The sequence below is a fragment of the Rhodococcus sp. 06-462-5 genome, from assembly GCF_002258315.1.
Classification (GTDB): Bacteria; Actinomycetota; Actinomycetes; order Mycobacteriales; family Mycobacteriaceae; genus Rhodococcoides.
Genome location: NZ_NOYD01000046.1, coordinates 249301 through 273776 on the forward strand (window position 1 = coordinate 249301; position 24476 = coordinate 273776).

Sequence of the window (24476 nt, forward strand, 5' to 3'; positions counted from 1 at the left end):
ACAATCCCGAGAGGATCGCCATGCGTCGTCGACGCATCTTCACCCCGTTCGTCGTCGCCGCAGCGCTGTCCGTGTCCTCGGTCGGCATCGCGACGGCCGATCCCGTCGAGCCGGTCGCTCGGATCGTCGACACGTCCATCGCGTCGGACACCCTGCGCACGCTCAGCGTGGAATCGCCCGCGATGGGGGCCGTCGTCGAGGTACAGGTGCTCACCCCCGCCGCACAGAGCGGCTCGCGGCCGACGCTGTACATGCTCAGCGGCATCGGCGAGGAGGATCCCGACAACAGCATGTGGCTCCGCAAGGGTGGCGCGGCCGAATTCTTCGCCGACAAGAACGTCAACGTCGTCCTACCGCTGGCCGGCCCCGGCAGCTTCTACACCGACTGGCAACGGGACGATCCGAAACTCGGCCGATACCAATGGGAGACGTTTCTGACCGAGGAACTCCCCCCGTTGATCGACGCAACCGTGGACGGCAACGGACGCAACGCGATCGCTGGGCTGTCCATGGGTGCGCAGTCGGCCATGATGCTGGCCGCACGTCACCCCGACCTCTACTCCGGGGTGGCGTCGTACAGCGGTTGTTTCGCCTCCTCGGAGCCGATGGGGCAGGCTAGTATTCGCGCGATCGTCGGCGCGTTCGGCGGAAACGCCGACAACATGTGGGGTGGCCCGCTCGATCCCGCCTGGGCGGAACACGATTCGGTGGTCAACGCCGAAAGTCTGCGCGGCACCGACGTGTACGTGTCGGTGGGAACGGGAGCGCCGGGACCGCACGAAAGCTTCGACAGCGCAGCAGCACTGGATGTGGTGGTGGTCGGCGGCATCATCGAGGTGGGCGCGAACTACTGCACCCATCGACTTGCGGATCGACTCGGCCAGCTGAACATTCCTGCCACCTTCGATTTCACCGAGACCGGCACCCACTCGTGGCCGTACTGGGTGGATCAGCTGCCCAAGAGCTGGCCGACACTGGCCGGGTCGCTCGGGATCTGAGCCGGCTCAGCTGCGGTTGGTGTCGCGAAAATCCTTGGGGGTGCAGCCGAAGCGTGCACGGAACGCGCGGCTGAAGTGCGCGGGGTCGGTGAATCCCCACGACGCCGCCAACGCGCCGATGGTGGTGCGAGCATTCTGCGGCTCGCACAGTGCACGTTTGACGCCGTCGAGTCGCTGCATCCAGATCCACTCACTGGCGGTACACGGCTCACCGGCGAAGGCTCGATGCACCGTGCTCAACGACAAGTGCAGCGAGGCAGCCACTTCCGTCACGGTCAGGTCCGGATCACGCAGTCGCGCGGTCATCGCGCGCTTGATCTCGCCGAGTCTCTCGGACGCCGCATACGGTGCGGGCTTCTCGACTCCGGTGAGTCCGACCAGGCCCGCGACCAGGATGTACTCGACGCTCTGCGACACGGCCTCGGCCGACGCGGTACTCATGTCGGCGTCGTCCATGATCGACGAGATCATGCTGACGAGCAGTTTTCCCGCGCCGTGCCGCCCGGACACAGCCCGCGCGGTCAGCGAATTCGTATCCCGGACGAGCGTCCGTAGCGTTGCTCCGGGGAGCATCAGAACGTACTGAGCGAACGGGTCGTCGAAGCGAAGACTGTAGGGCCGGGTGGTGTCGTAGAGCGCGAAGTCCCCCGGTTGCAGGACCGCAGTTCGGTCGTCCTGGACCACGAACCCGGTTCCCGACGTCTGAACACTGACCAGGAAGTAGTCGTCACTGGTTCGGGAGATACCTGCAGGCGTCCGCAGCACGCTCTGCGCCGTCGCCGTCACCCGCGACAATCCGAGAGTCGCAAGCCCGGTCGACTCGATACGCCCGGTGATCGCAGACGCGTCCTCCGGAATCGTGCACTCGAGATCGACGTACGTCCGGCTCACCGCCGCCGTCCAGAAGTCGACGCTGTCGGCTTGGTCCACCGAATCGGTGCGCAGCGGATCGCCCATGTCAGGTACCTCCTGTCCGGTCACAGAGTAGAACGCTCCGCAGCGGTGCGCAGAAGACCTGTGCGGCCGTGGCAACCGAAGTACTCGAAGTACTGCTCGTCCGCCGCCGCGACGGTCACCTCGTGATAGAGCCTCAGGGAGGCAGCGGGGCCCATCGTCGACAGATACTTCAGTGCGGCACCGAAGATGGCCACGTGCGTCGGATGCGACTCGGCCCATGTCTCCAGATCGCTCAGGCTGCGCCACCAACTCATGCCGAACGATTTGTCGGTATCGGTGCCGTTGTCGGTCACGACGGTCATGTACCGGTTGGCGAAGCAGCCGATGGCGAGTCCGTCGTCGCGGAGAAAGTCCATGCCGGCACGCAACACCGGTTCGACGTCTCGCAGGTACATCTCCCGTTCGGCCCCGGCGGTATCGGCCCAGTCCTGCCCGGATCGGATGAGGCAGAGGTTCTCCTGCGGCACGATCCTGACTCTGTCGCCCTCGCGGACGATCTCCGGATCCCCACTGGGAGCAAGCGAGTCGTTCTGCGACAACGGGATTCGATCTCGAACCCCGCCCCAGTAGGCATGCTCGACGATGGTCCCGCTGAGTGAATCGGTCAGAGTGGCAACACCTTCCATTCGTCCGGTGGAGGAGAACAGTGTCTCGTAGCGGTCGACGGTCGGTCTGATGATCTCGACGAAGCGACCTCGGACGCTCGTCCAGTGTCGGCCGACGGTGTCGAACCAGCGGTCGAACGTTGCCACGTCGTCCCAGTAGCCGATGAACACCGTCGTGTCGGTGCCTTCCTCGTCGGTGTAGCGCGCCCGGTCCGTCCGGGGTGGACCTTCGTCACCCCACGGGGAGGCGTCGGGCATGCCCTGTATTCCGAAGTAGCCCATGACGACTCGCTCGGTGGACACCGGAAAGCGGGCGACGTACGACGGGAAGGGCGGCTGGTAGCCCTCGGGTGTGCTGCGCGGACACGACCGTGGAACGACGAGATGATCGGGTATCGCGGATTCGAGCTCAGACATGGGCGGCGTCCTCGTCGTGAGCGAGCTGCTCGGTGATCTCGAGACGTACCTCGGCGGCGTCCTCGGTGAAGTCGTAGCGCGCGTTCGCGACTGGCTGCGCACCCGACACGACGCGGTCGCCGGGAGTCTTGTCGAGCCACAGTCTCGTCACGTCCGGACGCGAGTAGTGGCCGGCCGGGTCGGCTGCGGCCTTGGCGATCGAGATCAGGCTGGTGTCGATGTCGGCGAACACCAGGCCTTCGGCGTCGGGTGCGAGCGGTTCGTGCATCAATTGGCCGTCGGGAGCGTAGATGCGGGCATGACCGCCGCCCGCGGTGAGCATCGCGCGCTTGGCGTCGTCGGTGCACATGATGTCGATCATCTCGGGTGAGACCGTCGCGCACGGGCTGATGACGAAACAGCCGCCTTCGACGGCGTAGATGCGGCTGGCGGCCGTGTTGACCTCGGGCCCGAGGGCGTAGGCCGCCCCGGTGTAGAGCGAGAAGCTGGGCCACGCTCCGATGTGAACCTGCTCGTTCTGGGCGTACATTGCGTACTTCGACAGCGGCTGCAGGTGCTCCCAGCAGCACAGTGCGCCGACGCGTCCGAGGTCCGTGTCGTACACCGACAGATCGGATCCGTCGCCCTCGCCGTAGACGGTGCGCTCGACGTGAGTCGGCTTGAGTTTGCGACGCATCGCGACGGTCTTGCCTTCCGCGTCGATGATCCACTGGGCGATGTAGAGGCTGGCCTTGTAACGCTCGCTCAGACCCATCACGACCATGATGTGGTTGTCCTTGGCGGCCTGCACAATTCGAGCTGCCTGCGGTGTCCCGTACTCGAGCGAGTTGTCGAAATAGCGCTGCGTGAACTGAAATCCCCATGCGGGTGCGTCGAGCCAGATGTACCAGGGGTAGCCGGGCAGGTAGGTCTCGGGAAACGCGACGAGCTCGGCTCCGGCGCGAGCTGCGTCCTCGATCAGGCCGATCGCCTTGTCGATCGAGGCGTCGAGATCGAGAAAGATCGGTGCGGCCTGGACTGCTGCGGCGCGGAACTGATGGTGGTTCATGGAAGGGCCTTTCGTTGGGGAGTGCCCCAGTTTTGCCTGCTGAAAGGCCGTTCGATGGCCTCGATGTGTCGGAAAAATTGACTCTCCGTCGCACGGCCGGATGCCGAAACACTGCGGTAACCGGGGCCTCGTGTGTGGACACACGATCGTCACGCGGGGAGGTCGGCCGGCGGTGCGCATCTATCGCACAATGTGTGCGCGATCACACAAGACCTTCGTGCCGCTGCGGGCGCAATCTGGGAACTGCACACGCCACAGGTGCCGTGATCGGCACCCGAGAAGGAGCTTTCGAATATGACCGCAGTACAGGAATCTGCCGCACCGTCGTTGCCGACCGGCACCGCCACCGAGCTCTACATCGCAGGGCAGTGGCGCGGTGCATCCGACGGAGGCACCTTCACCGACCTCAACCCCACCACGGAGCAGCCACTGGCCGAGGTTGCCGCCGCCACGGCGTCGGATGTGGATGCTGCGGTGCGTGCGGCTCGCGCCCAGCTCGGTGGCGAATGGGGTGCCACGCCCGGAGCGGTCCGCGGAAAGCTGCTCAATCGAATTGCCGATCTGATCGAGCGCGACGGGGATCTGTTGGCGCGGCTGGAGGCTCTCGACGTCGGCAAGCCGGTGGGTCAGCCGGCGATGCTCGACATCCCCAATGCTGCAGCCACTTTCCGACACTTCGCCGGGTGGGCCGACAAGATCACCGGTAGCTCCATCCCCACTGCGGGTTACTTCGGTCAGCCGACGCACTCGTACACCGTTCGCGAGCCCGTCGGCGTGATCGGCATGATCGTTCCGTGGAACACCCCGTTGATGATCGCCGGGTGGAAGCTCGCACCTGCGCTGGCTGCGGGAAACACCGTGGTGATCAAGCCGCCGGAGGACGCCCCGTTGTCGATCCTGCATCTGGCTCGTCTGATCGACGAGGCGGGCGTACCTGCCGGAGTCGTCAATGTCCTTCCGGGACTGGGAGAAGTGACCGGCGACGCGTTGGTCGGTCATCCTGACGTCGACAAGATCAGCTTCACCGGCAGCCCGCGGGTCGGCAAGCTCATCGCCAAGAAGGCTGCCGACACGTTCAAGCGGACGACGCTCGAGCTCGGCGGCAAGTCTCCGCAGATCATCCTCGAGGACGCGGATCTCGAGGCAGCGATCAACGGAACCGCGATGGGACTGTTCTTCAATCAGGGCCAGGTGTGTGCGGCTGGTACCCGGGTGCTGGTGCATCGCTCGCTGTACTCACAGGTGGTCGACGGTTTGGCCGCTGCGGCGTCGGCTCAGGTACTGGGCGACCCGTTCGATCCGTCGACGACGATGGGGGCACTGGTCAACGCGAAGCAGCGCGACAGCGTGCTGGGGTACATCCAGGCCGGACGCGACGGCGGTGCCCGAGTGGCGGCCGGAGGTGGCCGCCCCGACGGGGCCGGATACTTCGTCGAGCCGACCATCTTCGCCGACGCCGACAACGGCATGAAGATCGCCCAGGAGGAGATCTTCGGGCCCGTCGGCACGGTCATTCCGTTCGACACCGCAGACGAAGCGATCGGTATCGCCAACGACACCGTGTACGGATTGGCCGCGAGCATCTGGACCCGCGACGTGTCGAGGGCGCACACCTTGGCTGCGCAGGTCCGATCCGGCGCGGTCTGGGTGAACGGTTGGGCTGCAATCGATCCCGCACTCCCGTGGGGCGGAATGAAGACCAGTGGCACGGGCCGTGAACTCGGATGGGCCGGCATCGAGGCCAACACCGAGGAGAAGGTAGTCACGATCGTCCTGTAGAGCTCACGCAGGTGAGCGGGAGTGGAGCCTGCGGAACGACCCAGGTGAGCGGGAGTGGAGCCTGCGGAACGACCCAGGTGAGCGGAACTTCGTAGCAGGGGTCGAGTTTCCGCTCACCTGGGGTAACGCGGTGTTTACGGAAGGACACGCGATTCGTAACGAGCAGGTCGCAAGATTTAGTTCAACGGACGTAGAACAACGGCCGAACGGATCGGAAGGCGATGATGACGATGCCCGAACCCTAGGTTCCAGCAGGGAGCCGCTACCGTAGGGCTGTGCCGAAGCTCGTGGATCACGACGAACGCCGCCGCGCGATCACCGCGGCAACCTGGCGTCTGATCGCTGCCAAGGGGATCGATGCCGCGAACATGCGGGACATCGCGACCGAGGCGGGATACACGAACGGCGCGCTGAGCCACTACTTCGCGGGCAAGGACGAGATTCTCCGAACTGCATTCGAGCACGTCTTCGAGGCAACGAACCGCCGTATCGACGAAGCACTGGGCGACGCAACGGGATTCGATGCGCTCCGCATCTTCTGCCGAGAAGTGATGCCGACGACCGAAGAGACTCTGCTCGAGGCGAGAATCGCAGTCTCGCTGTGGCAGCGCGCAATGTACGACGGGCACATGGACGACACCAACCATCGATCCCTGGTGTCGTGGCGGGCGCGGATGGCTGAGTTTCTCGAGCAGGCCCGCGCAGAAGGCGACGCCGGCGACTTCGATGTCGATCTCGCCGTCGAAATGTTGCTCAACATGATGATGGGTATGCAGATCCTCGGCGTGCTCACCCCCGACGACACCACTGCCGACCGGCAGTTCGAGATGCTCGACCGGTTCATAGCTCAGCTGTAACCACCTGTGTGCAGGCGACTCATGGTCCCGCATGTCTTCATTATTCAACGTCTGTAGAACCAACACCGACCTCGAGGAATATCCATGCCAACTCTCACGCCACACGCAATCGACCACGCGTTGTCGTTGCCCACCGAAGACGAGATCGCACAGGTTCGAGACATCGTCGACGCCGCCGGATTCGTCACGGCTGCAACGCGGTTCGTCTACCTCGGACTGGACGAACCGGAGAAGTCCGAGTTGTACGTCGCCGAACCGACCACCCGACGCACCTTCCGGGTGCTGTTGCACGACATCTCGACACCCGATGCCGTCGACCTTCTCGTCTCCCTCGACGAGCGTCAGGTGATCGGCTCCACCCGCCTCGATGCGATCCGTGACGGCCAGATGCCGGTGCTCGACGAGGAATTCGAGCTCGTCGAGAAGGTGCTCTCCACCGATCCGGACTGGCTCGCCGCGCTGGCCGCGCGCGGACTGGACGTAGCCGACGTTCGAGTGGCACCCCTGTCGGCAGGTGTGTTCGACTACCCGGGCGAGCACGGTCGACGCATACTGCGCGGCTTGGCTTTTCGGCAAGACTACCCCGCCGATCACGCGTGGGCCCATCCTATCGACGGGCTGGTCGCGTTCGTGGACGTGATGAATTGGACGGTGGACAAGGTTGTCGACCTGGGTGTGGTTCCCATCCCGGAGGAATCGGGAAACTTCGACGATTCGGCCGTCACCGGCCCGCTGCGCACCACGCAGAAGCCGATCGAGATCACTCAACCCGAGGGGCCCAGCTTCACGGTTCGAGGCAATCGCGTCGACTGGGAGAAGTGGTCCTTCCGAGTCGGCTTCGATGTGCGTGAGGGCCTGGTGCTGCACCAGATCGGGTTCGAGGACGGGGGTACCGTCCGTCCGATCATCCACCGCGCTTCGATCGCCGAAATGGTTGTGCCCTATGGTGATCCGTCCCCGGTGCGGTCGTGGCAGAACTACTTCGACACCGGTGAGTACCTGGTGGGACGGTTCGCGAACTCACTCGAACTCGGGTGCGACTGCGTCGGGGACATCACGTACTTCGACGCCGTGATCGCCGACGAATTCGGCAACCCGAAAACGCTGACGAACGCCGTGTGCATGCACGAGGAGGATTTCGGGGTGCTGTGGAAGCACACCGATCTGTGGTCGGGATCGCAGGAGACCCGGCGTCAGCGTCGACTCGTGATCTCCTTCTTCACCACCATCGGCAACTACGACTACGGATTCTTCTGGTACCTCTACCTCGACGGCACCATCGAATTCGAGGTCAAGGCAACCGGAATCGTGTTCACTTCCGGGCATCCCGGTGGTGACTATCCGTACGCGACGCAGATCGCCCCCGGGCTCGGTGCGCCGTGCCATCAGCACCTGTTCAGTGCGCGACTCGACATGATGGTCGACGGCATCGGCAACTCCGTCGAGGAGATCGAGACCCGCCGAGTACCGATGGGCCCGGACAACCTGCACGGCAACGCCTTTGCTCTGCAACACACGCCGCTGGCCACGGAGTCCGAGGCGCAACGCGTCGCCGACGGCACAGTGGGGCGCGTCTGGCACGTCACCAATCCCACCTCGTTGAGCCGACTCGGAAAGCCCGTCGGATACACACTGCACCCCGAGGGGCAGCCGCTGCTGTTGGCCGACGACAACTCGTCGATCGCGCGACGCGCCACGTTCGCCACCAAGCATCTCTGGGTGACGCAGTTCGACCGAAGCGAACGGTATGCCGCAGGCGATTTCGTCAACCAGCACCACGGGGGAGCTGGCCTGCCGGCATTCGTCGCCTCGAACCGTAGCCTCGTCGACGAGGACATCGTGCTGTGGCACACCTTCGGGCTGACCCACTTCCCGAGGCCCGAGGATTGGCCGATCATGCCGGTGGACTACACCGGCTTCAAACTCAAGCCCGCGGGGTTCTTCGATCGCAACCCCACCCTCGACGTGCCCCGCTCGAGTTCTTCGCACTGCGCCGCATCGAGCTGCGAGAGCGGTGAGCAGAATGTCTGAGCGCCAATCTAATTCGACGGCCGGCGCGCTACGTGGTTCCATCGGCGTAGTCGGGATCGTGTTCCTGGTCATCGCTGCTGCAGCGCCACTGACCGCCATCGGTGGGGCCTTACCGGTCATGATCGCGACCGGCAACGGAGCGGGCGCACCGCTCGCCTACATCGTCGCCGCGATCGTTCTGCTGATCTTCAGCGTCGGCTACGCGGCCATGAGCCGACACATGGTCGACACCGGCGCGTTCTACGCCTATGTGGAGAAGGGGCTCGGGAGAACCATGGGCCTCGGCGCTGCGGGTCTGGCGCTGCTGACGTACACCGCCATTCAGGCGGGCATCTACGGACTCGCCGCATCGACCGTCGACAGCCTCGTCGTGAAGTACGGCGGCCCCGACCTGCCGTGGTGGGTGTGGGCACTCGGTCTCGTCGCGATCGTGGCGCTGCTCGGCTACCGCAGCATCGATCTCGGTGCCAAGGTCCTCGGGGTACTGCTGGTGCTCGAGATCGGCATCATCGTAATCCTGTCGGTCGCGGTGTTCGCCAAGGGTGGTGCCGCGGGCATCGACGTCGAATCGTTCACTCCCTCGGCCTTCTTCAGCGGATCCCCGGGAATCGCCCTGATGTTCGCCATCGCGTCGTTCATCGGCTTCGAGGCCACCGCGATCTACGGTGAGGAGGCGCGTAACCCCACGCGGACCGTTCCGATCGCGACCTACGCCGCTGTTGTCACCATCGGACTGGTGTACGCGGTATCGAGTTGGGCCGTCGTACTCGCTTTCGGCAGTGCATCCGTCGCGCAGGCCGCTGCCGACGACACGGCGGGATTGACGTTCGCCGCTGCCGCCCAGTACCTGGGCCCGATGTCGGCGGACATCATGGAGATCATGTTGGTCACCAGTCTCTTCGCCGCCCTTCTCGCGTTCCACAACGCAATCGGACGGTACGTCTTCGCGCTCGCTCGCAAAGGTGTCGCCCCGTCGATGCTGGCGCGCACGCACTCTCGGCACGGCTCCCCGCACATGGGGTCACTGTTCCAAACAGCCTCCGCAGCAGTGGTTCTCGTGGTCTTCGCGGCAGCAGGCGCAGACCCGGTGCTGGAACTGTTCACCTGGATGTCCGGGCTGGCCACCGTGAGCATTCTGGTCCTGATGATCCTCACCGGCGGTGCCATCATCGCCTTCTTCCGTCGATCGACCGTGGATACGCGTACTTGGCACACCGTTGTCGCCCCGGTACTCGGAACCGTGGGTCTGGTGGCGATCCTCGGTCTTGTGCTGGACAACTTCACACTGCTCATCGGCGGTTCGGGGGTGCTCGCCGCGCTGCTGTTGATCGTCGTCGCGACGTTCTTCGCGGCGGGGATCCTCGTAGCTCGGCTGACCGGATCTCGCGCCCTCGATCTCGAGCCGACGGGCTGACACCGATGGTCATGACGGTGCTCATGGCGCTGGGTGCGGTGGGTGCTGTCCTGCCCCTGATCGGACGCCGCAACCACACGGGGCGGGTCCGGTGGGCTCACCTGTGCATGGGCACCGTCATGGCCGCCATGGTGGTCCTCGGCACGGACCCATCCGTGGCGCTGATTTCGATCCTTGCTCTCGTCGCGGCTGCCGTCCATGTCACCGCCGACCGGCCGAACAGAACTCGATCGATTCCGTGCGCGGTGGACCTGACGTGCATGGCCGTGCTGCTGATGATGCTGCTGCCCATGCACTCCCACGCGGATCCGCAGGCGTCGACGCGGCACCGGCACGGAGTCGAGGCGGATCCAAGGATCATCGCCGCGCTGCTCCTGGTGGGGTGGATGGCCGTGACGATCCACCTGCTGCGCACGAACCCGCCCGGACGACGAGTCACCGCAGGTTCCGCACTGATGATCCTGGGAATGGCACCGATGGTCTACTGACGGTCGCTCCTGCAGGCTCCGCTCCCGGTGCGCATCTGACCCAGAATGTGTGCGCGCAGCGACATGTTTGTGCTCGCAGATTCGGCCACTGTTGTGTCGACGGTCACAACAGAAAGAGGCAGCGCATGTCGACGGATTACATCGTAGTGGGAGCAGGATCAGCAGGAAGCGTCATCGCTCGCCGACTGCTCGATGCCGGGCACACCGTGCATGTCATCGAAGCAGGACCGGTGGACACCGATCCGGCGATCCACTCACCCCAGGGCTGGCCGACGCTGCTGGGCGGATCGCAGGACTGGGGACTGTTCACCACCCCGCAGAAGCACGCCAACGATCGGCGGATCTTCTGGCCACGCGGGCGCGTACTCGGCGGCAGCTCGTCGCTCAACGGAATGATCTACGTCCGAGGACATTCCAGCGATTACGACGCGTGGGCGTCCGCAACCGGAGATGCCGGGTGGGCCTGGGAGAACGTATTGCCACTGTTCAAGCGCTCGGAGTCATACGAGCTCGGTGCCAACGAGTTCCACGGCGGCGACGGGCCGCTGCCGGTGTCGATCATGGGTACCCCGCACCCCTTGGCGGCTGCCTTCGTCGATGCGGCGGTCGAGCACGGGCACAAACTGATCGACGACTTCAACGCCGACGAGATGCTGGGCGCGGGCTACAACCACACCACCACCCGCGACGGCGAACGGATGAGTGCGTGGAAGAGCTTCGTCGGCCCGGTGATCGACCATCATGATTTGACCGTCACCACTGGCGCACTCGTGCACAAGGTGGTGCTCGAGAACGGCCGAGCGGTGGGAATCGAGTACAGCCGCGGGGGTTCCGAGGTGGAGCGATCGTTCGCGGATCACGAGGTGATCCTCTGCGGTGGAGCTCTCGGATCACCGAAGACGTTGCTGCTCAGTGGAATCGGACCCGCCGTGCACTTGGCCGAACTTGGGATCGACACGGTCGTGGATCTGCCGGGTGTCGGCGAGAACCTGCACGACCATTTGCTGCTCAGCAACATCTACGAATCGCTCGAACCCCTCGCAGCCGGCACCAACAACCTGCTCGAGGCGCAGCTGTATGCCCGCAGTACCGGATGGGCAGGCGCTGCACCGGATCTGCAGCCACTGTTCATGCACATTCCGTACCCGGCCGACGGATACCCGGTGCCCGAGAACGGCTACACCATCGCGCCCGGCATCGTCGCTCCGCGTTCGCGTGGCACTCTCCGGTTGGCATCCTCGGATCCGAGCGAACTGCCGCTGGCGGACCCGAACATCCTGGCCGATCCGTACGACCTCGAAGCGATGGTCGACGCCGTGGAGATCTGCCGCGAGATCGGAGCATCCGACGCGTTCGCGCCGTGGCGCAAGGCCGAGGTGGTTCCGGGACCGAGTGCGCGTACCCGCGACGACCTACGGGCCTACGTTCGACAGACCGCCGGTACGTACCACCATCAGGTCGGCACCTGCAAGATGGGAGCGGACTCGGACGCCGATGCCGTTGTCGGAGCCGACCTTCGGGTCCGCGGCGTCGAGGGACTGCGGGTCGCGGACGCGTCGATCATGCCCACGGTGCCATCGGGCAACACCAACGCGCCGTCCATCATGGTCGGTGAGCGGGCCTCGGATCTGATCCTGGGAAGCTAGGAGAACGGACACGGTTGTTGCACCCGCGAAACGCGGAGGTGACGTCACCGAAGTGCAGTGCCGCCACTGTGAACAGTGCACGCCTCGCGCGGAGGTGTCCGGTATTCGAGCGGAGTCGACATGGTGTTGCACGACTTGTCCAGCCACCGTCGAAGTGATCGATTCGAGGTGTGGCGTGAGGTGATCTGCCGCGAGTTCACCCCGCTCACACCCGACGCGGCCGTCGCCGACGACGGATTCGATGGCCGCGTCGAATTGAGGCCACTGGGGTCGACCAATCGCGCCGTGCTCGAATCTGTCGGGCAACGTATCGCGCACGGACCGGCAGAGGTGGCGCAGACGGGCGAAGGGGTGTATTTCGTCAACATCCAGCTGGCCGGTATCTGTCGGGTCCGTACCGAAACCGGCGTCACGAGTGTGGTTCCCGGTCAGTTCACCATTGTCGACACCACTCGTCCGTACTGGTTCGACTGCGAGGGCTCGTGGCGCGTCATGTCCTACCAAGTGCCGCATCGATTCTTGGACCGGTCGGACCCGTCGCGGGCACGCTCGATCGGTCGATCGATGGATACCGGTTCAGGAACGGGCCTGGCTGTCACGGCTGTCATGAAGGCGTTGTGGGAGAATGGATCCCAGGAATCGACATCGGAGGAGACCGGCGTGCATCTCGAGCGCGCCTTCCACGCCACGGTCGCGGCAGTCCTCGGCGAAAAGTGGGGGACTGCCGCAGATTCGTCGACCGCGATCACCGCGTCGGCGACGGAATACATCCGCTCACATCTGAGTGACCCCGACTTGTCGGTTTCGGTCGTAGCCCGAGCGTTGTCCGTATCGCCACGGACCGTGCACTACGCATTTTCCACCGGACCGTCGTTTGCCACGGTGTTGCGCGAACACCGACTGGCTGCGATCGCCGCAGCGCTACGAGATCCGAACAACTCGGCCGGCATCTCGCGGGTGGCGATTCGCCACGGCATGATCGATGCGAGCTCGTTCAGTAGAGCCTTCCGGCAGAAGTACTCCATGTCTGCACGCGACTATCGGGCACAGGCACGTTCGTCGAGGTGATTCTTGCGTGAACGGCACACAATCTTGCGCTGGGCGACAAGACCGTGGATGTGCTCCGGCGGTGAACTAGGAGTCCGCCCGCCACATGGAAGAGGACACCACGATGCCCATCAGTTTCGATCTCACCGACCAGCAGGAAGCCCTGAAGAAGGGCGCGCGTCAGTTCGCCGACACCTATCTCCGTGACCTGTCCGCACGAGTGCAGTCCACGCCGGATCCGCTGGAACGTGCACTCTTGGCCCGGCCGGTCTTCGAGAAGGCAGTAAAGGCGGGGTTCCTGAAAGGCCTGATTCCGGTACCGTTCGGCGGACTCGCCTCGAGCGGTGTGGACGCTGCCCTGTTCGTCGAGGAATTCGCCTCTGCCAGTCCTGATTTCACGATCAGCCTGGCGGGGCCGCTGATTGCGCTTGCTCCGGTGTACGAGGCGGGAACCCCGGAGCAGATTGCCCGTTTCGTTGCGCCGTTCTTGGTCGACGCCGGCAGCCCGGTCGCAGCCATGGCGTACAGCGAACCCGGCGGCAGTGCGAACTTCGACGCGCCGCCGCCCGCCGAGGGGACCCGGACGACCGCGACTCTCGACGGCGATCACTGGGTTCTCAACGGCGAAAAGATCTGGGCGTCACACCTGGGAGGGTGGGACGGACTCGGACCCGACATCATGTCGGTCGTGTGTCGGACTCCAGGTGGTGTCTCGATCATCGTCGTCGAGCGCGAACAGCTCTCGACCGGGTTCTCGGTGGAAGAGGTGTACGACCTGCCCGGACTCAAGGGCTGCCTGACGTCACGCGTCCGATTCGACAACGTCCGTATCCCGAAGTCCAACCTGATCGGGGAGGAAGGACAGGGAGTACAATTGACGCGAAATGCGTTCTTGGCCAGTGGTGCATCGATTGGAACGTTCTCCGTCGCCGCCATGCGCCAGGCCTACGCTGCGGCTTTCGAGTTCGCCACGACCGAGACACGAGGCGGGGCGGTGCCGATCATCGATCATCAAGCGGTTGCCGACGTACTCACCGACGCGAAAGGACAGATCGAAGCGGTCCGACTGCTGTCGTGGCGGGCGCTCGACGCCGTGATGTCACAACATCCGAGCGCACTCGAAATGGCTCTGCACGCAAAGATTTTCGGTTCCGAAACAGCGGTCGCGGTGATCAACGACCTGGTCAAGATCGTCGGCGTCGAAGCATACAATCCCAGCTTTCCGATACTGCGATATCTCGCCGACGCCACCGCGTACCCGATCATCGAAGGAAGCAACACCGGCGTACGTCGTCGGCAGATGCACGACCTCATGCGGACTGCGGGATGGGATCCACTCGCTGCGTCCGGAATGGCGTAAGGTCCTCGGCTCACCCGGCACGGTATTCCCGTGGAGACACTCCATAGGTTTCCTTGAAGAGTTTCGAGAAATTCGAGGAATCGATCAAACCGTTACGTGCACAGATGGTTCCGATGCTGTCCATGGCGAAACGAGGGTCACGTAGATCGCGGTGACATCGATCCAGTCGCCTGGATCTGATCCAGCCCGCCACCGTGCGACCGTCGGACTCGAAGAGTTTCTGCAGGTAGCGCGTCGAAATATGAAGGCGCGCAGCGATAGAAGCCGTGGACAGTGTGGGATCGCACAGCTGCGACTCGACGAGACTCTTGGCCTCGATCAGCAGTGTCGAACCCGGCGCATCGTGGGGAGCCGCGTCGTCGAGAGCGGCGCAGAGCAAATCGAGGACGGCGTTCTCCAGCATCGGCGTCGTCGGCAGAGTCCCGTCGGCGGCGTTGCGGCGCAGGTTGAACAGAAACGGCGACACCAACGCGCCGACGCCGTGATCGCCCTCGATGCGACGCGCGGCCACGGTCGTCAACTCACGGGAATCGATGCGCAGCGCGTCGCGCGGAAACATCACCACGAACATCTCGAAGTCCCCGACGAAATGCAGATCGTAGGGGGCACTGGTGTCGTACACCGCGAAGTCGCCGGGCTCGAGCACGGCCTCGCGGTCGTTCTGGACCAGCGTGCCGCGGCCGGTCAATTGCAGGCCGACCTTGATCAACCCGGGATCGGCACGCTTGATGGTGGCGCGTGTGCGGCGCACGTCCACCTCACGTCCCGCGACCTCGCTCAGTTGCAGCGAACCCAACGTCGACGACACCAGGGTGCCCTGGAACGGAGACGGCCCGGTGGACACAGCGTCGAGCGGCACGAACGCCGTCGAGACGTTCTCGCGCCATTGCTCGAAATCCTGTGCCACCGGGCTCATGTCATACGGCCTGGCGGTTGTCGATCAGTCTGCGGGCCTTGCCGATCGAACGCTCCAACGCAGCCTGCGGCAGTACGTCGACGTTCACCGTCACACCGATCCGGTTCTTGACCAGCTTCTGCAGCGTCACGCCCAGGACGGCGTACTGATCGGACGGCACATCCGGCCTGGCCTCCACCCGCACCGTCAGGGAATCCATTCGGCCTGCCCGTTCGAGTACGCACTGGAACTGCGGTGCGAGCGCGGGAACACCCAGGATGAGCTCCTCGATCTGCGTCGGGAACAGGTTGACGCCGCGCAGGATGATCATGTCGTCGGTACGGCCGGTGACCTTCTGCATCCGACGCATCGTGCGGGCCGTGCCCGGCAGCAGACGCGTCAGATCCCGGGTGCGATACCGCACGATCGGCATCGCTTCCTTGGTCAGGGAAGTGAACACCAATTCACCCTCCTCGCCGTCGGGCAGGACTTCGCCGGTCACCGGATCGATGATCTCCGGGTAGAAATGATCCTCCCAGATGTGCAGTCCGTCCTTGGTTTCGACGCATTCCATCGCCACACCCGGTCCCATCACCTCGGACAGGCCGTAGATGTCGACGGCATCCATCGCCAGAGTGTTCTCGATTTCGGTGCGCATCTCCTCGGTCCACGGCTCGGCACCGAATACCCCGGTCTTCAGAGACGTCGTCGCGGGATCGATCCCCTTCTTCACCATGGCGTCGACGATCGTCAGCATGTAGGACGGGGTGACCAGGATGGCGTCGGGCTCGAAGTCCTGGATCAGTTGGATCTGTCGATCGGTCATGCCACCGGACATCGGAATGACAGTGCAGCCCAGCCGTTCTGCGCCGTAGTGGGCACCGAGTCCACCGGTGAACAGTCCGTATCCGTACGCCACGTGCACCTTGTCGGAGGGCTTGACGCCACCCGCGCGGAGGCTGCGTGCGATGAGATCGGCCCAGTTGTCGATGTCCTTGGCGGTGTAGCCGACGACGGTGGGGCGACCGGTGGTGCCCGAGGACGCGTGAATGCGCGAGACCTGGTTCTGCGGCACGGCGAACATGCCGAACGGGTAGTTCGCCCGCAGGTCCTGCTTGGACGTGAAGGGGAACTTCGCCAGATCGCTCAGGTCCTTCAGGTCGCTGGGATGCACACCGGCGTCGTCGAACGCCTTGGTGTAGTGAGCCACGTTGTCGTAGGCATGCTGCAGCGACCACCGTAGGCGCTCGAGCTGCAGGGTCGCGATCCGGTCGCGGCTGGCGTGCTCGATGTCGGGGCTGTCGGTCGGTGTGGACAAGACGCTGGTCATGATTGCTCTCTCGTGGTCTCAGGCGTCGAAGTCGACGGTGACGGTGTCGCTGACGGGGAAGGTCTGGCAGGTGAGGACGAAGCCGGCGTCGACTTCGTTGTCCTCGAGCGCGTAGTTGCGACGCATGTCGACCTCGCCGAAAGTCACCTTCGCGCGGCACGTGCCGCACACGCCGCCCTTGCACGCGAACGGCAGATCCGAGCGCAGCTGCTCGGCCGAATCGAGTATCGACTCGTCCTGAGGCAGTGCGCCTTTGACCTCGCGGCCGTCGAGGATGATCGTGACCTCACTGCTGGGGCCGGTGATACCGGGCTCGCGGTGCGTCTCCTGAGGCGGGGGTACGTCGTCGACGTAGAACAGTTCGGCGTGGACGCTGCTCTTGGCCACGCCCAGGTCTGCGAGGACCTGCTGGGCATCGGTGACCATCCCGAACGGGCCGCACAGCCAGAAGTGGTCGATGTCCGGTGTCGCGACGACGGTGTCGAGTATTTCGCGCAACCGCTCGGCGTCGAGTCTTCCGCTGAACAGTTCGACCTCGCGAGGCTCCCTGGACAGCACATGGATGACGTCGAATCGACTGCCGTACTGGTCCTTGAGATCGGCGATCTCCTCGGCGAACATCACGGTCCGCGTCCGGCGATTGCCGTACAGCAGAACGACTTCGGCATCCGGGTTGGCGAGGACCGAAGCAGCGATCGACAGCATCGGGGTGATGCCGGAGCCGGCCGCGATGAGGACGTGCCTGCCGGCGACCGCGGGATCGGCGTGGAAGGTACCGGTCGGACCCTGAACGTCGATGCGGTCGCCGGCCTTGACATCGCGGACGAGCCACGACGAGAACAAACCGTCGCTCACCTCGCGCACGCCGACGCGGGGGCGCGCACCTACAGGTGCGCAGATCGAATACGAACGACGATGCTCCACACCGTCGACCGTGCGGCTGAGCATCAGCGACTGGCCCGGCTTGAAATCGAACTCCGCACGCAGACCCTCGGGAACGTCGAAGGTGACGGCCACTGCGTCGTCGCACAACGGCTCGACGTCGGCGACGGTCAACGTGTGAAAAGGCTTGTTCCGCAGATTCTTCTGTACTGGTTCGGCGGTGACGGTCATCAGATTTCCTTGACGTGGTCGAAGGGTTCGAGGCAGTCGTCGCACCGGTACTGGGCTTTGCAGAGGGTGGCGCCGAACTCGGACGTGAGCCGGGTGTTGGTGGAACTGCACTGGGGGCAGGTGAGCTGCCGGGGCTTGACCGTGAGGGTCAGCGGAACCGGGCCGGATGTACGTGCGGGGGCCGGACCCGGTGTGGAGTAACCGGTTTCGCGCAGTTTACGAAGACCGTCCTCGGAGATCCAGTCGGTGCTCCAGGCCGGGGTCAAGCTGGTCACGATGTCGACGTGGGTGTAGCCGTGGTCGCGAAGCTTGTGCTCGATGTCGTCGCGCATCGTCGCCATCGCCGGGCAACCCGAGTACGTCGGGGTGATGGTGACGAGCACGCTGCCGTCCTCACGGACTTCGACGTCACGGAGGACGCCGAGGTCGTCGAGGGTGAGCAGCGGCATCTCGGGATCCAGGACGGTGGCCGCGATCTCGCGTGCAGTCTTCTCGAGAGTGGTCACCACACTCCCTCCGGATGTGCCCTCGCCACGACCTGCATCTCGGCGATCAGTGGCCCGAACGCTTCGGTGTGGATTCCGCGCCGACCACCGCGGCCGCCGATGGTGCCGACCGATTTGCCCTCGGGTGCAGCCAATTCTGCTGCATGCAGCACCTGCGTCAGAACGGAATCGAATTCTGCGCGGACATCGCGTGGATCGACAGCGACTCCGACCTTCGCGAGTGCGATCTCCTCGTCCGTCGGGACGAACAGTTCGGAGACGTACGGCCAGATGCGCGTCACGGCCTCGCCCACGCGTCGCTTCGATTCGTCGGTTCCGCAACCCAGCGTGACGACCCAACGAGCCGCGTAATCGCGGTGGTAGGTCAGCTCTTTCACGCCCTTGTTCGCCACAGCGGCAAGAACGGGATCGCGGGACTCGGTCAGACGAGCGAACACGGCAAGGCGCCACGTCGAGAACACCAGAAGACGAACCTGCGACTTCGCGAAGTCGCCGTTGTCGAGCTCGGTGAGCCGTACGTTGCGGAAGTCCGCCTCCTCGCGGAAGAACGCCAACGCATCCTCCGACGGTGCAGGCGAGGTGTCCGAGATGAACGGAACCACCGTCGGATCGGCTTTCGCTGCGCGGGCCAGCAGCAGTCGGGCCTGGCCCAAGAGATCGAGGCCGACGTTGGCCAGCGCGACTTCCTCTTCGAGTTCCGGTGCGCGAGTGCTCCACTCGGCCAGGCGCTGCGAGCTGATCAGCGCATCGTCGCCGAGCATGAGGCAGTACGCGGCAAGGGCCGTCAGGTCGACGTCCTCGGGGACGGTGGTGTCGACACCGGCGAGCGGGTCGTCGAAACTCGTTCCGAATGCCCATTGCCCGTGTGAATCCTCGTCGACGAGGCCCTCGTAGGCGTTGTCGTGATCAGTCATGAGTGCTTGTCCTCTTGAAGATTCGGTCTCACATGTGGGGGACGTTGTCGGGGATCTCGTAGAACGTCGGGTGGCGGTAGACCTTGTCGCCGCTGGGGGCGAAGAACGGATCCTTCTCCGACGGCGACGACGCGACCACCGAGTTGGACGGAACCACCCAGATACTGACGCCCTCGTTGCGGCGGGTGTAGACGTCGCGCGCGTGCCGCAGCGCCATGTGGTCGTCGGCGGCGTGCAGCGATCCGACGTGCACGTGGTTCAGGCCGCGCTTGCCGCGCAAGAACACCTCGTACAGCGGCCAATCTGCCTTGACTGCTTCTCTTTTCGGCTCGACCGGCACGTTCTCGGTGGGAACTGCTCCGTGGCCGCCCTCTGCGGTGAACTCGCTCATGATGCTGCGTTCCTTTCGGCAAATGCGGTGGCGGCCTCCCGGACCCAGGCACCGCCGTCGTGCGCTGCGCGACGGTTCGCGATGCGCTCGACGTTGGAGGCACCGTTGCCCTTGATCACCTGCATGAACTCGGACCAGTCGGGCTCTCCGAAATCGTGCGACTTACGTTCTTCGTTCCACTTCAGGTCCGGGTCCGGGAAGGTGACTCCGAGTGCCTTCGCCTGCGGGATCGACATGTCGACGAAGCGTTGGCGCAGTTCGTCGTTGGTGTGGCGCTTGATGCCCCACTTCATGGACTGCTCGGTGTTGGGGGACTCGTCGTCCGGCGGGCCGAACATCATCAGTGCCGGCCACCACCAACGGTTCACCGATTCCTGAACCATGGCGCGCTGTTCGTCGGTTCCGCGCATCATCGTCGCGAGCAGTTCGTAACCCTGGCGCTGGTGGAAGGACTCTTCCTTGCAGACGCGGATCATCGCACGCGCGTACGGTCCGAAGCTGCTGCGGCACAGCGGAACCTGATTGCAGATCGCTGCGCCGTCGACGAGCCAGCCGATGGTGCCCACGTCGGCGTACGTCAGGGTGGGGTAGTTGAAGATCGAGGAGTACTTCTGCTTGCCCTCGATGAGCTTGACCGTCAGGTCGGCGCGGTCTGCACCGAGCGTCTCCGCGGCGGAGTAGAGGTAGAGACCGTGACCGGCCTCGTCCTGCACCTTGGCCATCAGAATTGCCTTGCGGCGCAGCGACGGCGCGCGGGTGAGCCAGTTTCCCTCCGGCTGCATTCCGATGATCTCGGAGTGCGCATGCTGAGCGATCTGGCGAATGAGCGACTTGCGATAGCCGTCGGGCATCCAGTCACGAGGCTCGACGCGCTGCTCGTGGGCAATGGTCTCGTCGAACCCGTCCTGCAACGACTCGGCGGACAGGGTGTTTGACGTGGTCATAAGTCCTACTTTCATTACCGAATGATCGGTTGGTAACCAGTATGCATCGAAGTGACCCCAGGCACAAGAGCGGCTTCGCCGCACGTGCACGTAACTTCGTAGCAGGGGTCGAACTTCCGCTCACATGCCGACGAAGGAGGCTCTCGTCTTGCTCAGGAAGGCATCGACGGCGGCCTTGTGGTCCTGCGTCTGGCCCAGCTCGGTCTGTGCCTGCGCCTCGCGGTCCAGGGCGTCCGAGAGTCCGGGCTTCCTGATCAGCGATTTCACCTGCCGGTACGCCTGCGTGGGACCGGCAGCGAGGGACGCCGCCAGCGTGCGGGCGGTCTCGAGAACGTCGGCGTCGTCGACGACGCGGTGCACCAGGCCCCAGTCGAGGGCCTGCGCGGCGGCGACCCTGTCGCCGAGCAGCATCAGACCCGCTGCCCGGCTCGATCCCAGTGCCTCGACCAGAGCGAAACTCAACCCCGAGTCGCTGGCCAGTCCGATGCCTGTGAACGCCGTCGCGAACGTCGACTTGGTGCCCGCGACCCGGATATCGCCGGCGAGGGCGATCCCCAATCCAGCTCCGACGCATGCGCCAGGAATGGCCACGACAATCGGCACCTCGAGCGCAGCCAGTCCCCTGATCACTGGGTTGTAGTGCTCGCCGACGGTGTCCATCGCGGTGGCCGGGTCGGCTTCGAGCGCGGTGACATGTTCACCGAGGTCCTGGCCGACGCAGAAGTTCTTGCCCTCGGCGGTGATGAGCACCGCGCGGACGCTGGGTGCGGCAGCGTTCGCCACCGCCTCCGCCAGCGCGACCTTCGTCGTCACGTCGAGCGCGTTGTGCGCTTCGGGACGAGCGAGGGTGATGGTCGCCAGGCCGTCGGTGATGTCGAACCGTACCGTCATGCGTTCGTCCAATCGTGAAAGCCGCGACCGGACTTGCGTCCGATGTCGCCGCGAGCAACCATGTCTCGCAACAACTGCGGGGGAGTGAACCTGTCGCCGAGTGTCGACGCGAGGTGTTCTGCGATCGCGAGCCGAACGTCCAACCCGACGAGGTCGGTCGACCGCAGCGGACCCATGGGGTGCTTGTAGCCGAGTTCCATTGCTCGATCGATGGATTCGGCGTCGGCGACGCCTTCCTCCAACATCCGTATGGCTTCGAGCCCCAGGCAGACGCCGAGCCGGGAGGTCGCGAAGCCGGGGGAGTCGTTGACGAGCACCTCGGTCTTGCCGAGCAGCGAGACCCACTGCTGTGCTCGTTCCACCACGTCCGCGGAGGTGGCCGGCGCGCGCACGATCTCGACGAGTGTCGACGCCGGTACAGGGTTGAAGAAGTGCATCCCGATGAAGCGGCTCGGATCACTCAGTGCCGCGCCGAGTTCGGCGATGGAGATGGAGCTCGTGTTCGACGCGATGACGGTCTGGGGCCCGGCGATCTTGTCGATGAGGGCAAGGACCTCGACCTTGAGCGACGGGATCTCGGGCACCGCTTCGACGATCAGATCGAGCTCAACCGGCAGATCCGTAGGCCCCGCGACGGTGGAGACCCGGGCGAGGATTGCAGCGGGATCCTCGCTGAGTTTGCCGCGCTCGTGCGCTCGGGCCAAGCCTGTCTCGACTCGGCCGAGGGCTGCAGTCTGGTCGCCTGCTTCGGCTATGACGACGGCGGAACCGAGGGCTGCGAAGACCTGGGCGATCCCCGCGCCCATGCGGCCGCCACCCACGACGGCCACGTTAGAGGGAACTGTCATTTCTTCTTCTCCAGAAATGCCGTCATTCGGCGTTGTTTGTCTTCGGTCTCGAACAGAACAGCCTGCGCGATGTCGTCGGCCCACGGGTGTGAACCGGGTGCATCGAGAATCTTCTTGGTCAGCTTCAGTGCCAGGGGTGCTTGCTTGGCAATGCGATCCGCGAGGGAATGCGCTGCGGCCAACGGCTCGTCAACGACGTCCTGCACCAGGCCGGACCGGAGTGCCACCTCTGCGTCGAGCGTCCGGCCGCCGAGGAGTACCTGCTTCGCGACGGACACGCCCACCAAGGTCGGTAACCGGTAGCTGGCCCCGGCGGCAGCCATGATGCCCAGGCCCGGTTCCGGATTACCGAACACGGCCGTCGGCGACGCGATCCGGATGTCGCAGGCGTAGGACAGTTCAGCTCCACCGCCGAGGGCGTAGCCGCGGACGGCAGCGATCGTCGGCAACGGGAGTGCGGCGATGCGATCGAACAGGTTTCGGTTGATGCCGCGAAGTGCGTCGTCGCGGGTGCGGGCCCGCAGCTGATTGATGTCGGCACCGCCGGCGAAGTGCTCGCCCGCGCCGGTCAGGATGACGATTCTCGGATCCTGTTCCACGAGCGCGCACACCTCGTGCAGCTCGCCGATCATCTCGGAATCGATTGCGTTGCGCTGCTTCTCGCGATTCAGAGTGACGACAACGCGGTCCGTCAGCTCCTCGACGACGAGCGTGTTCACGGTGCCTCGATCAACATCGACACGCCTTGGCCGACGCCGACGCAGAGAGTCGCGAGCCCGCGTGACGCCTTCTCACGTTCCATGCGGCCCAACAGTGTCAACAGGATTCGCGCACCCGACGAGCCAAGGGGGTGGCCGAGGGCGATCGCCCCACCGTCGGCATTGACGATGTCCTCGTTCAGTTTCAACTGACGGATGACGCCGAGTGACTGCGCGGCGAAGGCCTCGTTGAGCTCGACGGCTCCGAGGTCATCAGCCGACCATCCTGCGCGAGCGAGTGCCTTCTGCGTGGAGGGCACCGGCCCGAGTCCCATGATGTGCGGCGCGATGCCTGCGCTCGCGCTCGTGACGATGCGGCCTCGTACCTCGAGGCCGTATTTGGTCACGGCCTCCTCGGATGCCACGACCAGCGCCGACGCACCGTCGGTGAATGGCGACGACGTTCCGGCGGTGACGATGCCGTTCTTGCGGAACACGGTCTTCAGCGTGCCGAGCTTCTCGAGTGTGGTTCCGCGTCGCGGTGTCTCGTCCTCGGTCACCTCGCCGTTCTTGGTCGAGACGGGCACGATCTCGTCGGCGAAGCGTCCGGAATCCTGGGCGGCGATGGCACGCTGCTGACTGCGGAACGCGAAGGCATCGGAATCCTCGCGGGTGATGCCCTCGCTGAGCGCGACCTCCTCGGCGGTTTCGCCCATCGACAGAGTGATCTTGGGATCGGTCCCCGTGTCGTGCGAGGCGAAGGTCGGATTGGTGAAACGCCAGCCGAGGGAGGTGTCGAAGATTTCTCCGGGCTTGGCCCACGCGGTTCCCGGCTTGGCCATGACCCAGGGCGCGCGGGTCATCGACTCGACGCCACCGGCGACGATGATGTCGGCCTCGCCGCTACGAATGGTGCTCGCGGCGTTGGCCACTGCCGTCAGTCCGCTCGCGCACAGGCGGTTGACGGTATATCCCGGCACCGTGTGGGGGAGTCCTGCAAGCAGAACCGCCATTCTCGCTACGTCTCGATTGTCCTCGCCTGCCTGGTTCGCGGCACCCAGAATCACCTCGTCGATCCGGTCGACGGGCACACCGGCTCGCCGGACCGCCTCGGCGACGACCAGCCCGGCCAGATCGTCGGGACGTACCGAGGCAAGGGCACCACCGTAGCGTCCGTGAGGGGTACGTGCGCCGGCCACGAGAAATACTTCGCCCACTGGGATCTCCTTCGTACGGTTGCGTCATTAATAACCGAACATTCGGTCGTTTGGCAAGGTTTGCTGCCCACGGTGCTGTGGA

Annotated in this window: 23 protein-coding genes; 9 read left to right on the forward strand and 14 right to left on the reverse strand. The window is 64.7% G+C overall.

The annotated features are described in order from the left end of the window. Positions 1–20: 20 nt before the first annotated feature. A complete protein-coding gene (locus CH251_RS21090) occupies positions 21–998 on the forward strand; it encodes an alpha/beta hydrolase family protein (protein WP_094614878.1) in 978 nt (325 codons plus the stop codon). Between the two features lie 6 nt (positions 999–1004). Here the strand turns inward: CH251_RS21090 and CH251_RS21095 are convergent, their stop codons facing one another. From CH251_RS21095 to CH251_RS21105, 3 genes are read right to left on the reverse strand one after another with little or no spacing between them, the layout of a single operon-like run. Then, on the reverse strand, positions 1005–1955 hold the full coding sequence (locus CH251_RS21095; protein ID WP_094614879.1) for a helix-turn-helix domain-containing protein: 951 nt from the start codon (positions 1953–1955) through the stop codon (positions 1005–1007). Between the two features lie 20 nt (positions 1956–1975). Further along, a complete protein-coding gene (locus tag CH251_RS21100; RefSeq protein ID WP_094614880.1) occupies positions 1976–2977 on the reverse strand; it encodes a phenylacetaldoxime dehydratase family protein in 1002 nt (333 codons plus the stop codon). Next, on the reverse strand, positions 2970–4025 hold the full coding sequence (locus CH251_RS21105; protein ID WP_094614881.1) for a carbon-nitrogen hydrolase family protein: 1056 nt from the start codon (positions 4023–4025) through the stop codon (positions 2970–2972). The genes CH251_RS21100 and CH251_RS21105 overlap by 8 nt, the downstream gene beginning before the upstream one ends. A 294-nt stretch (positions 4026–4319) precedes the next feature. Here CH251_RS21105 and styD point away from each other — a divergent pair, with 294 nt between their 5' ends. The 8 genes from styD to CH251_RS21145 all read left to right on the forward strand — a co-directional run bounded on the left by styD (position 4320) and on the right by CH251_RS21145 (position 14647). Further along, on the forward strand, positions 4320–5804 hold the full coding sequence (gene styD, locus CH251_RS21110) for a phenylacetaldehyde dehydrogenase StyD (RefSeq protein ID WP_094614882.1): 1485 nt from the start codon (positions 4320–4322) through the stop codon (positions 5802–5804). 287 nt (positions 5805–6091) lie between these two features. After that, positions 6092–6661 carry a TetR/AcrR family transcriptional regulator gene (locus tag CH251_RS21115; protein WP_094614949.1) on the forward strand — a complete coding sequence of 190 codons (570 nt, stop codon included), beginning with the start codon at positions 6092–6094 and terminating at the stop codon, positions 6659–6661. An 84-nt stretch (positions 6662–6745) separates the two neighbouring features. Next, positions 6746–8692, forward strand: coding sequence for a primary-amine oxidase (locus tag CH251_RS21120; RefSeq protein ID WP_094614883.1), 1947 nt, complete (start codon positions 6746–6748; stop codon positions 8690–8692). After that, complete coding sequence (locus CH251_RS21125; RefSeq protein WP_094614884.1) at positions 8685–10106, forward strand: APC family permease; 1422 nt, start codon at positions 8685–8687, stop codon at positions 10104–10106. Before CH251_RS21120 ends, CH251_RS21125 begins: the two co-directional genes overlap by 8 nt. 11 nt (positions 10107–10117) lie before the next feature. Continuing rightward, positions 10118–10594, forward strand: a complete 477-nt coding sequence (locus CH251_RS21130; RefSeq protein ID WP_179273478.1) for a DUF5134 domain-containing protein — start codon at positions 10118–10120, stop codon at positions 10592–10594. Positions 10595–10719: 125 nt separating this feature from the next. Continuing rightward, a complete protein-coding gene (locus CH251_RS21135; protein WP_094614886.1) occupies positions 10720–12240 on the forward strand; it encodes a GMC family oxidoreductase in 1521 nt (506 codons plus the stop codon). A 120-nt stretch (positions 12241–12360) separates the two neighbouring features. Next, positions 12361–13308: a helix-turn-helix domain-containing protein gene (locus CH251_RS21140; protein ID WP_143537856.1), complete on the forward strand. Its 948-nt coding sequence runs from the start codon at positions 12361–12363 to the stop codon at positions 13306–13308. An 85-nt stretch (positions 13309–13393) separates the two neighbouring features. Then, positions 13394–14647, forward strand: a complete 1254-nt coding sequence (locus CH251_RS21145; RefSeq protein ID WP_256979210.1) for an acyl-CoA dehydrogenase family protein — start codon at positions 13394–13396, stop codon at positions 14645–14647. 10 nt (positions 14648–14657) lie between these two features. Here CH251_RS21145 and CH251_RS21150 read toward each other — a convergent pair whose 3' ends face one another. The 11 genes from CH251_RS21150 to CH251_RS21200 form a co-directional block, all read right to left on the reverse strand. Beyond that, on the reverse strand, positions 14658–15563 hold the full coding sequence (locus tag CH251_RS21150) for a helix-turn-helix domain-containing protein (RefSeq protein ID WP_094614888.1): 906 nt from the start codon (positions 15561–15563) through the stop codon (positions 14658–14660). 1 nt (position 15564) lies between these two features. After that, complete coding sequence (paaK, locus tag CH251_RS21155; RefSeq protein ID WP_094614889.1) at positions 15565–16872, reverse strand: phenylacetate--CoA ligase PaaK; 1308 nt, start codon at positions 16870–16872, stop codon at positions 15565–15567. Between the two features lie 18 nt (positions 16873–16890). Continuing rightward, positions 16891–17985: a 1,2-phenylacetyl-CoA epoxidase subunit PaaE gene (paaE, locus tag CH251_RS21160; protein WP_094614890.1), complete on the reverse strand. Its 1095-nt coding sequence runs from the start codon at positions 17983–17985 to the stop codon at positions 16891–16893. Beyond that, positions 17985–18494: a 1,2-phenylacetyl-CoA epoxidase subunit PaaD gene (paaD, locus tag CH251_RS21165; protein ID WP_094614891.1), complete on the reverse strand. Its 510-nt coding sequence runs from the start codon at positions 18492–18494 to the stop codon at positions 17985–17987. Before paaD ends, paaE begins: the two co-directional genes overlap by 1 nt. Then, a complete protein-coding gene (paaC, locus tag CH251_RS21170) occupies positions 18488–19405 on the reverse strand; it encodes a 1,2-phenylacetyl-CoA epoxidase subunit PaaC (RefSeq protein WP_094614892.1) in 918 nt (305 codons plus the stop codon). The genes paaD and paaC overlap by 7 nt, the downstream gene beginning before the upstream one ends. A gap of 28 nt (positions 19406–19433) precedes the next feature. Beyond that, positions 19434–19796, reverse strand: a complete 363-nt coding sequence (gene paaB / locus CH251_RS21175) for a 1,2-phenylacetyl-CoA epoxidase subunit PaaB (protein ID WP_094614893.1) — start codon at positions 19794–19796, stop codon at positions 19434–19436. Beyond that, complete coding sequence (gene paaA / locus CH251_RS21180) at positions 19793–20740, reverse strand: 1,2-phenylacetyl-CoA epoxidase subunit PaaA (RefSeq protein ID WP_094614894.1); 948 nt, start codon at positions 20738–20740, stop codon at positions 19793–19795. Before paaA ends, paaB begins: the two co-directional genes overlap by 4 nt. Positions 20741–20860: 120 nt before the next feature. Next, positions 20861–21631, reverse strand: coding sequence for an enoyl-CoA hydratase/isomerase family protein (locus CH251_RS21185; RefSeq protein WP_094614951.1), 771 nt, complete (start codon positions 21629–21631; stop codon positions 20861–20863). Then, positions 21628–22479 (reverse strand): 3-hydroxyacyl-CoA dehydrogenase family protein, encoded by an 852-nt coding sequence (locus CH251_RS21190; RefSeq protein ID WP_094614895.1) that lies wholly within the window; start codon positions 22477–22479, stop codon positions 21628–21630. Before CH251_RS21190 ends, CH251_RS21185 begins: the two co-directional genes overlap by 4 nt. Beyond that, complete coding sequence (locus CH251_RS21195) at positions 22476–23198, reverse strand: enoyl-CoA hydratase/isomerase family protein (RefSeq protein WP_094614896.1); 723 nt, start codon at positions 23196–23198, stop codon at positions 22476–22478. Before CH251_RS21195 ends, CH251_RS21190 begins: the two co-directional genes overlap by 4 nt. Next, the gene (locus CH251_RS21200) at positions 23195–24394 is read right to left on the reverse strand and encodes a thiolase family protein (RefSeq protein WP_094614897.1); all 1200 of its coding nucleotides are present in this window, start codon (positions 24392–24394) and stop codon (positions 23195–23197) included. The genes CH251_RS21195 and CH251_RS21200 overlap by 4 nt, the downstream gene beginning before the upstream one ends. Positions 24395–24476: the final 82 nt, after the last annotated feature.

Bases quoted from the DNA above. Each gene is read 5' to 3' on its own strand.
- CH251_RS21095 (WP_094614879.1), bottom strand. From the start codon at position 1,955: ATGGGCGATCCGCTGCGCACCGATTCGGTGGACCAAGCCGACAGCGTC.
- CH251_RS21185 (WP_094614951.1), bottom strand. From the start codon at position 21,631: ATGACGGTACGGTTCGACATCACCGACGGCCTGGCGACCATCACCCTC.
- CH251_RS21145 (WP_256979210.1), top strand. From the start codon at position 13,394: ATGGAAGAGGACACCACGATGCCCATCAGTTTCGATCTCACCGACCAG.
- styD (WP_094614882.1), top strand. From the start codon at position 4,320: ATGACCGCAGTACAGGAATCTGCCGCACCGTCGTTGCCGACCGGCACC.
- CH251_RS21120 (WP_094614883.1), top strand. From the start codon at position 6,746: ATGCCAACTCTCACGCCACACGCAATCGACCACGCGTTGTCGTTGCCC.
- CH251_RS21140 (WP_143537856.1), top strand. From the start codon at position 12,361: ATGGTGTTGCACGACTTGTCCAGCCACCGTCGAAGTGATCGATTCGAG.
- CH251_RS21125 (WP_094614884.1), top strand. From the start codon at position 8,685: ATGTCTGAGCGCCAATCTAATTCGACGGCCGGCGCGCTACGTGGTTCC.
- paaA (WP_094614894.1), bottom strand. From the start codon at position 20,740: ATGACCACGTCAAACACCCTGTCCGCCGAGTCGTTGCAGGACGGGTTC.
- CH251_RS21090 (WP_094614878.1), top strand. From the start codon at position 21: ATGCGTCGTCGACGCATCTTCACCCCGTTCGTCGTCGCCGCAGCGCTG.
- paaB (WP_094614893.1), bottom strand. From the start codon at position 19,796: ATGAGCGAGTTCACCGCAGAGGGCGGCCACGGAGCAGTTCCCACCGAG.
- CH251_RS21150 (WP_094614888.1), bottom strand. From the start codon at position 15,563: ATGAGCCCGGTGGCACAGGATTTCGAGCAATGGCGCGAGAACGTCTCG.
- CH251_RS21100 (WP_094614880.1), bottom strand. From the start codon at position 2,977: ATGTCTGAGCTCGAATCCGCGATACCCGATCATCTCGTCGTTCCACGG.
- CH251_RS21130 (WP_179273478.1), top strand. From the start codon at position 10,118: ATGACGGTGCTCATGGCGCTGGGTGCGGTGGGTGCTGTCCTGCCCCTG.
- CH251_RS21105 (WP_094614881.1), bottom strand. From the start codon at position 4,025: ATGAACCACCATCAGTTCCGCGCCGCAGCAGTCCAGGCCGCACCGATC.
- CH251_RS21135 (WP_094614886.1), top strand. From the start codon at position 10,720: ATGTCGACGGATTACATCGTAGTGGGAGCAGGATCAGCAGGAAGCGTC.
- CH251_RS21190 (WP_094614895.1), bottom strand. From the start codon at position 22,479: ATGACAGTTCCCTCTAACGTGGCCGTCGTGGGTGGCGGCCGCATGGGC.
- paaE (WP_094614890.1), bottom strand. From the start codon at position 17,985: ATGACCGTCACCGCCGAACCAGTACAGAAGAATCTGCGGAACAAGCCT.
- paaK (WP_094614889.1), bottom strand. From the start codon at position 16,872: ATGACCAGCGTCTTGTCCACACCGACCGACAGCCCCGACATCGAGCAC.
- paaC (WP_094614892.1), bottom strand. From the start codon at position 19,405: ATGACTGATCACGACAACGCCTACGAGGGCCTCGTCGACGAGGATTCA.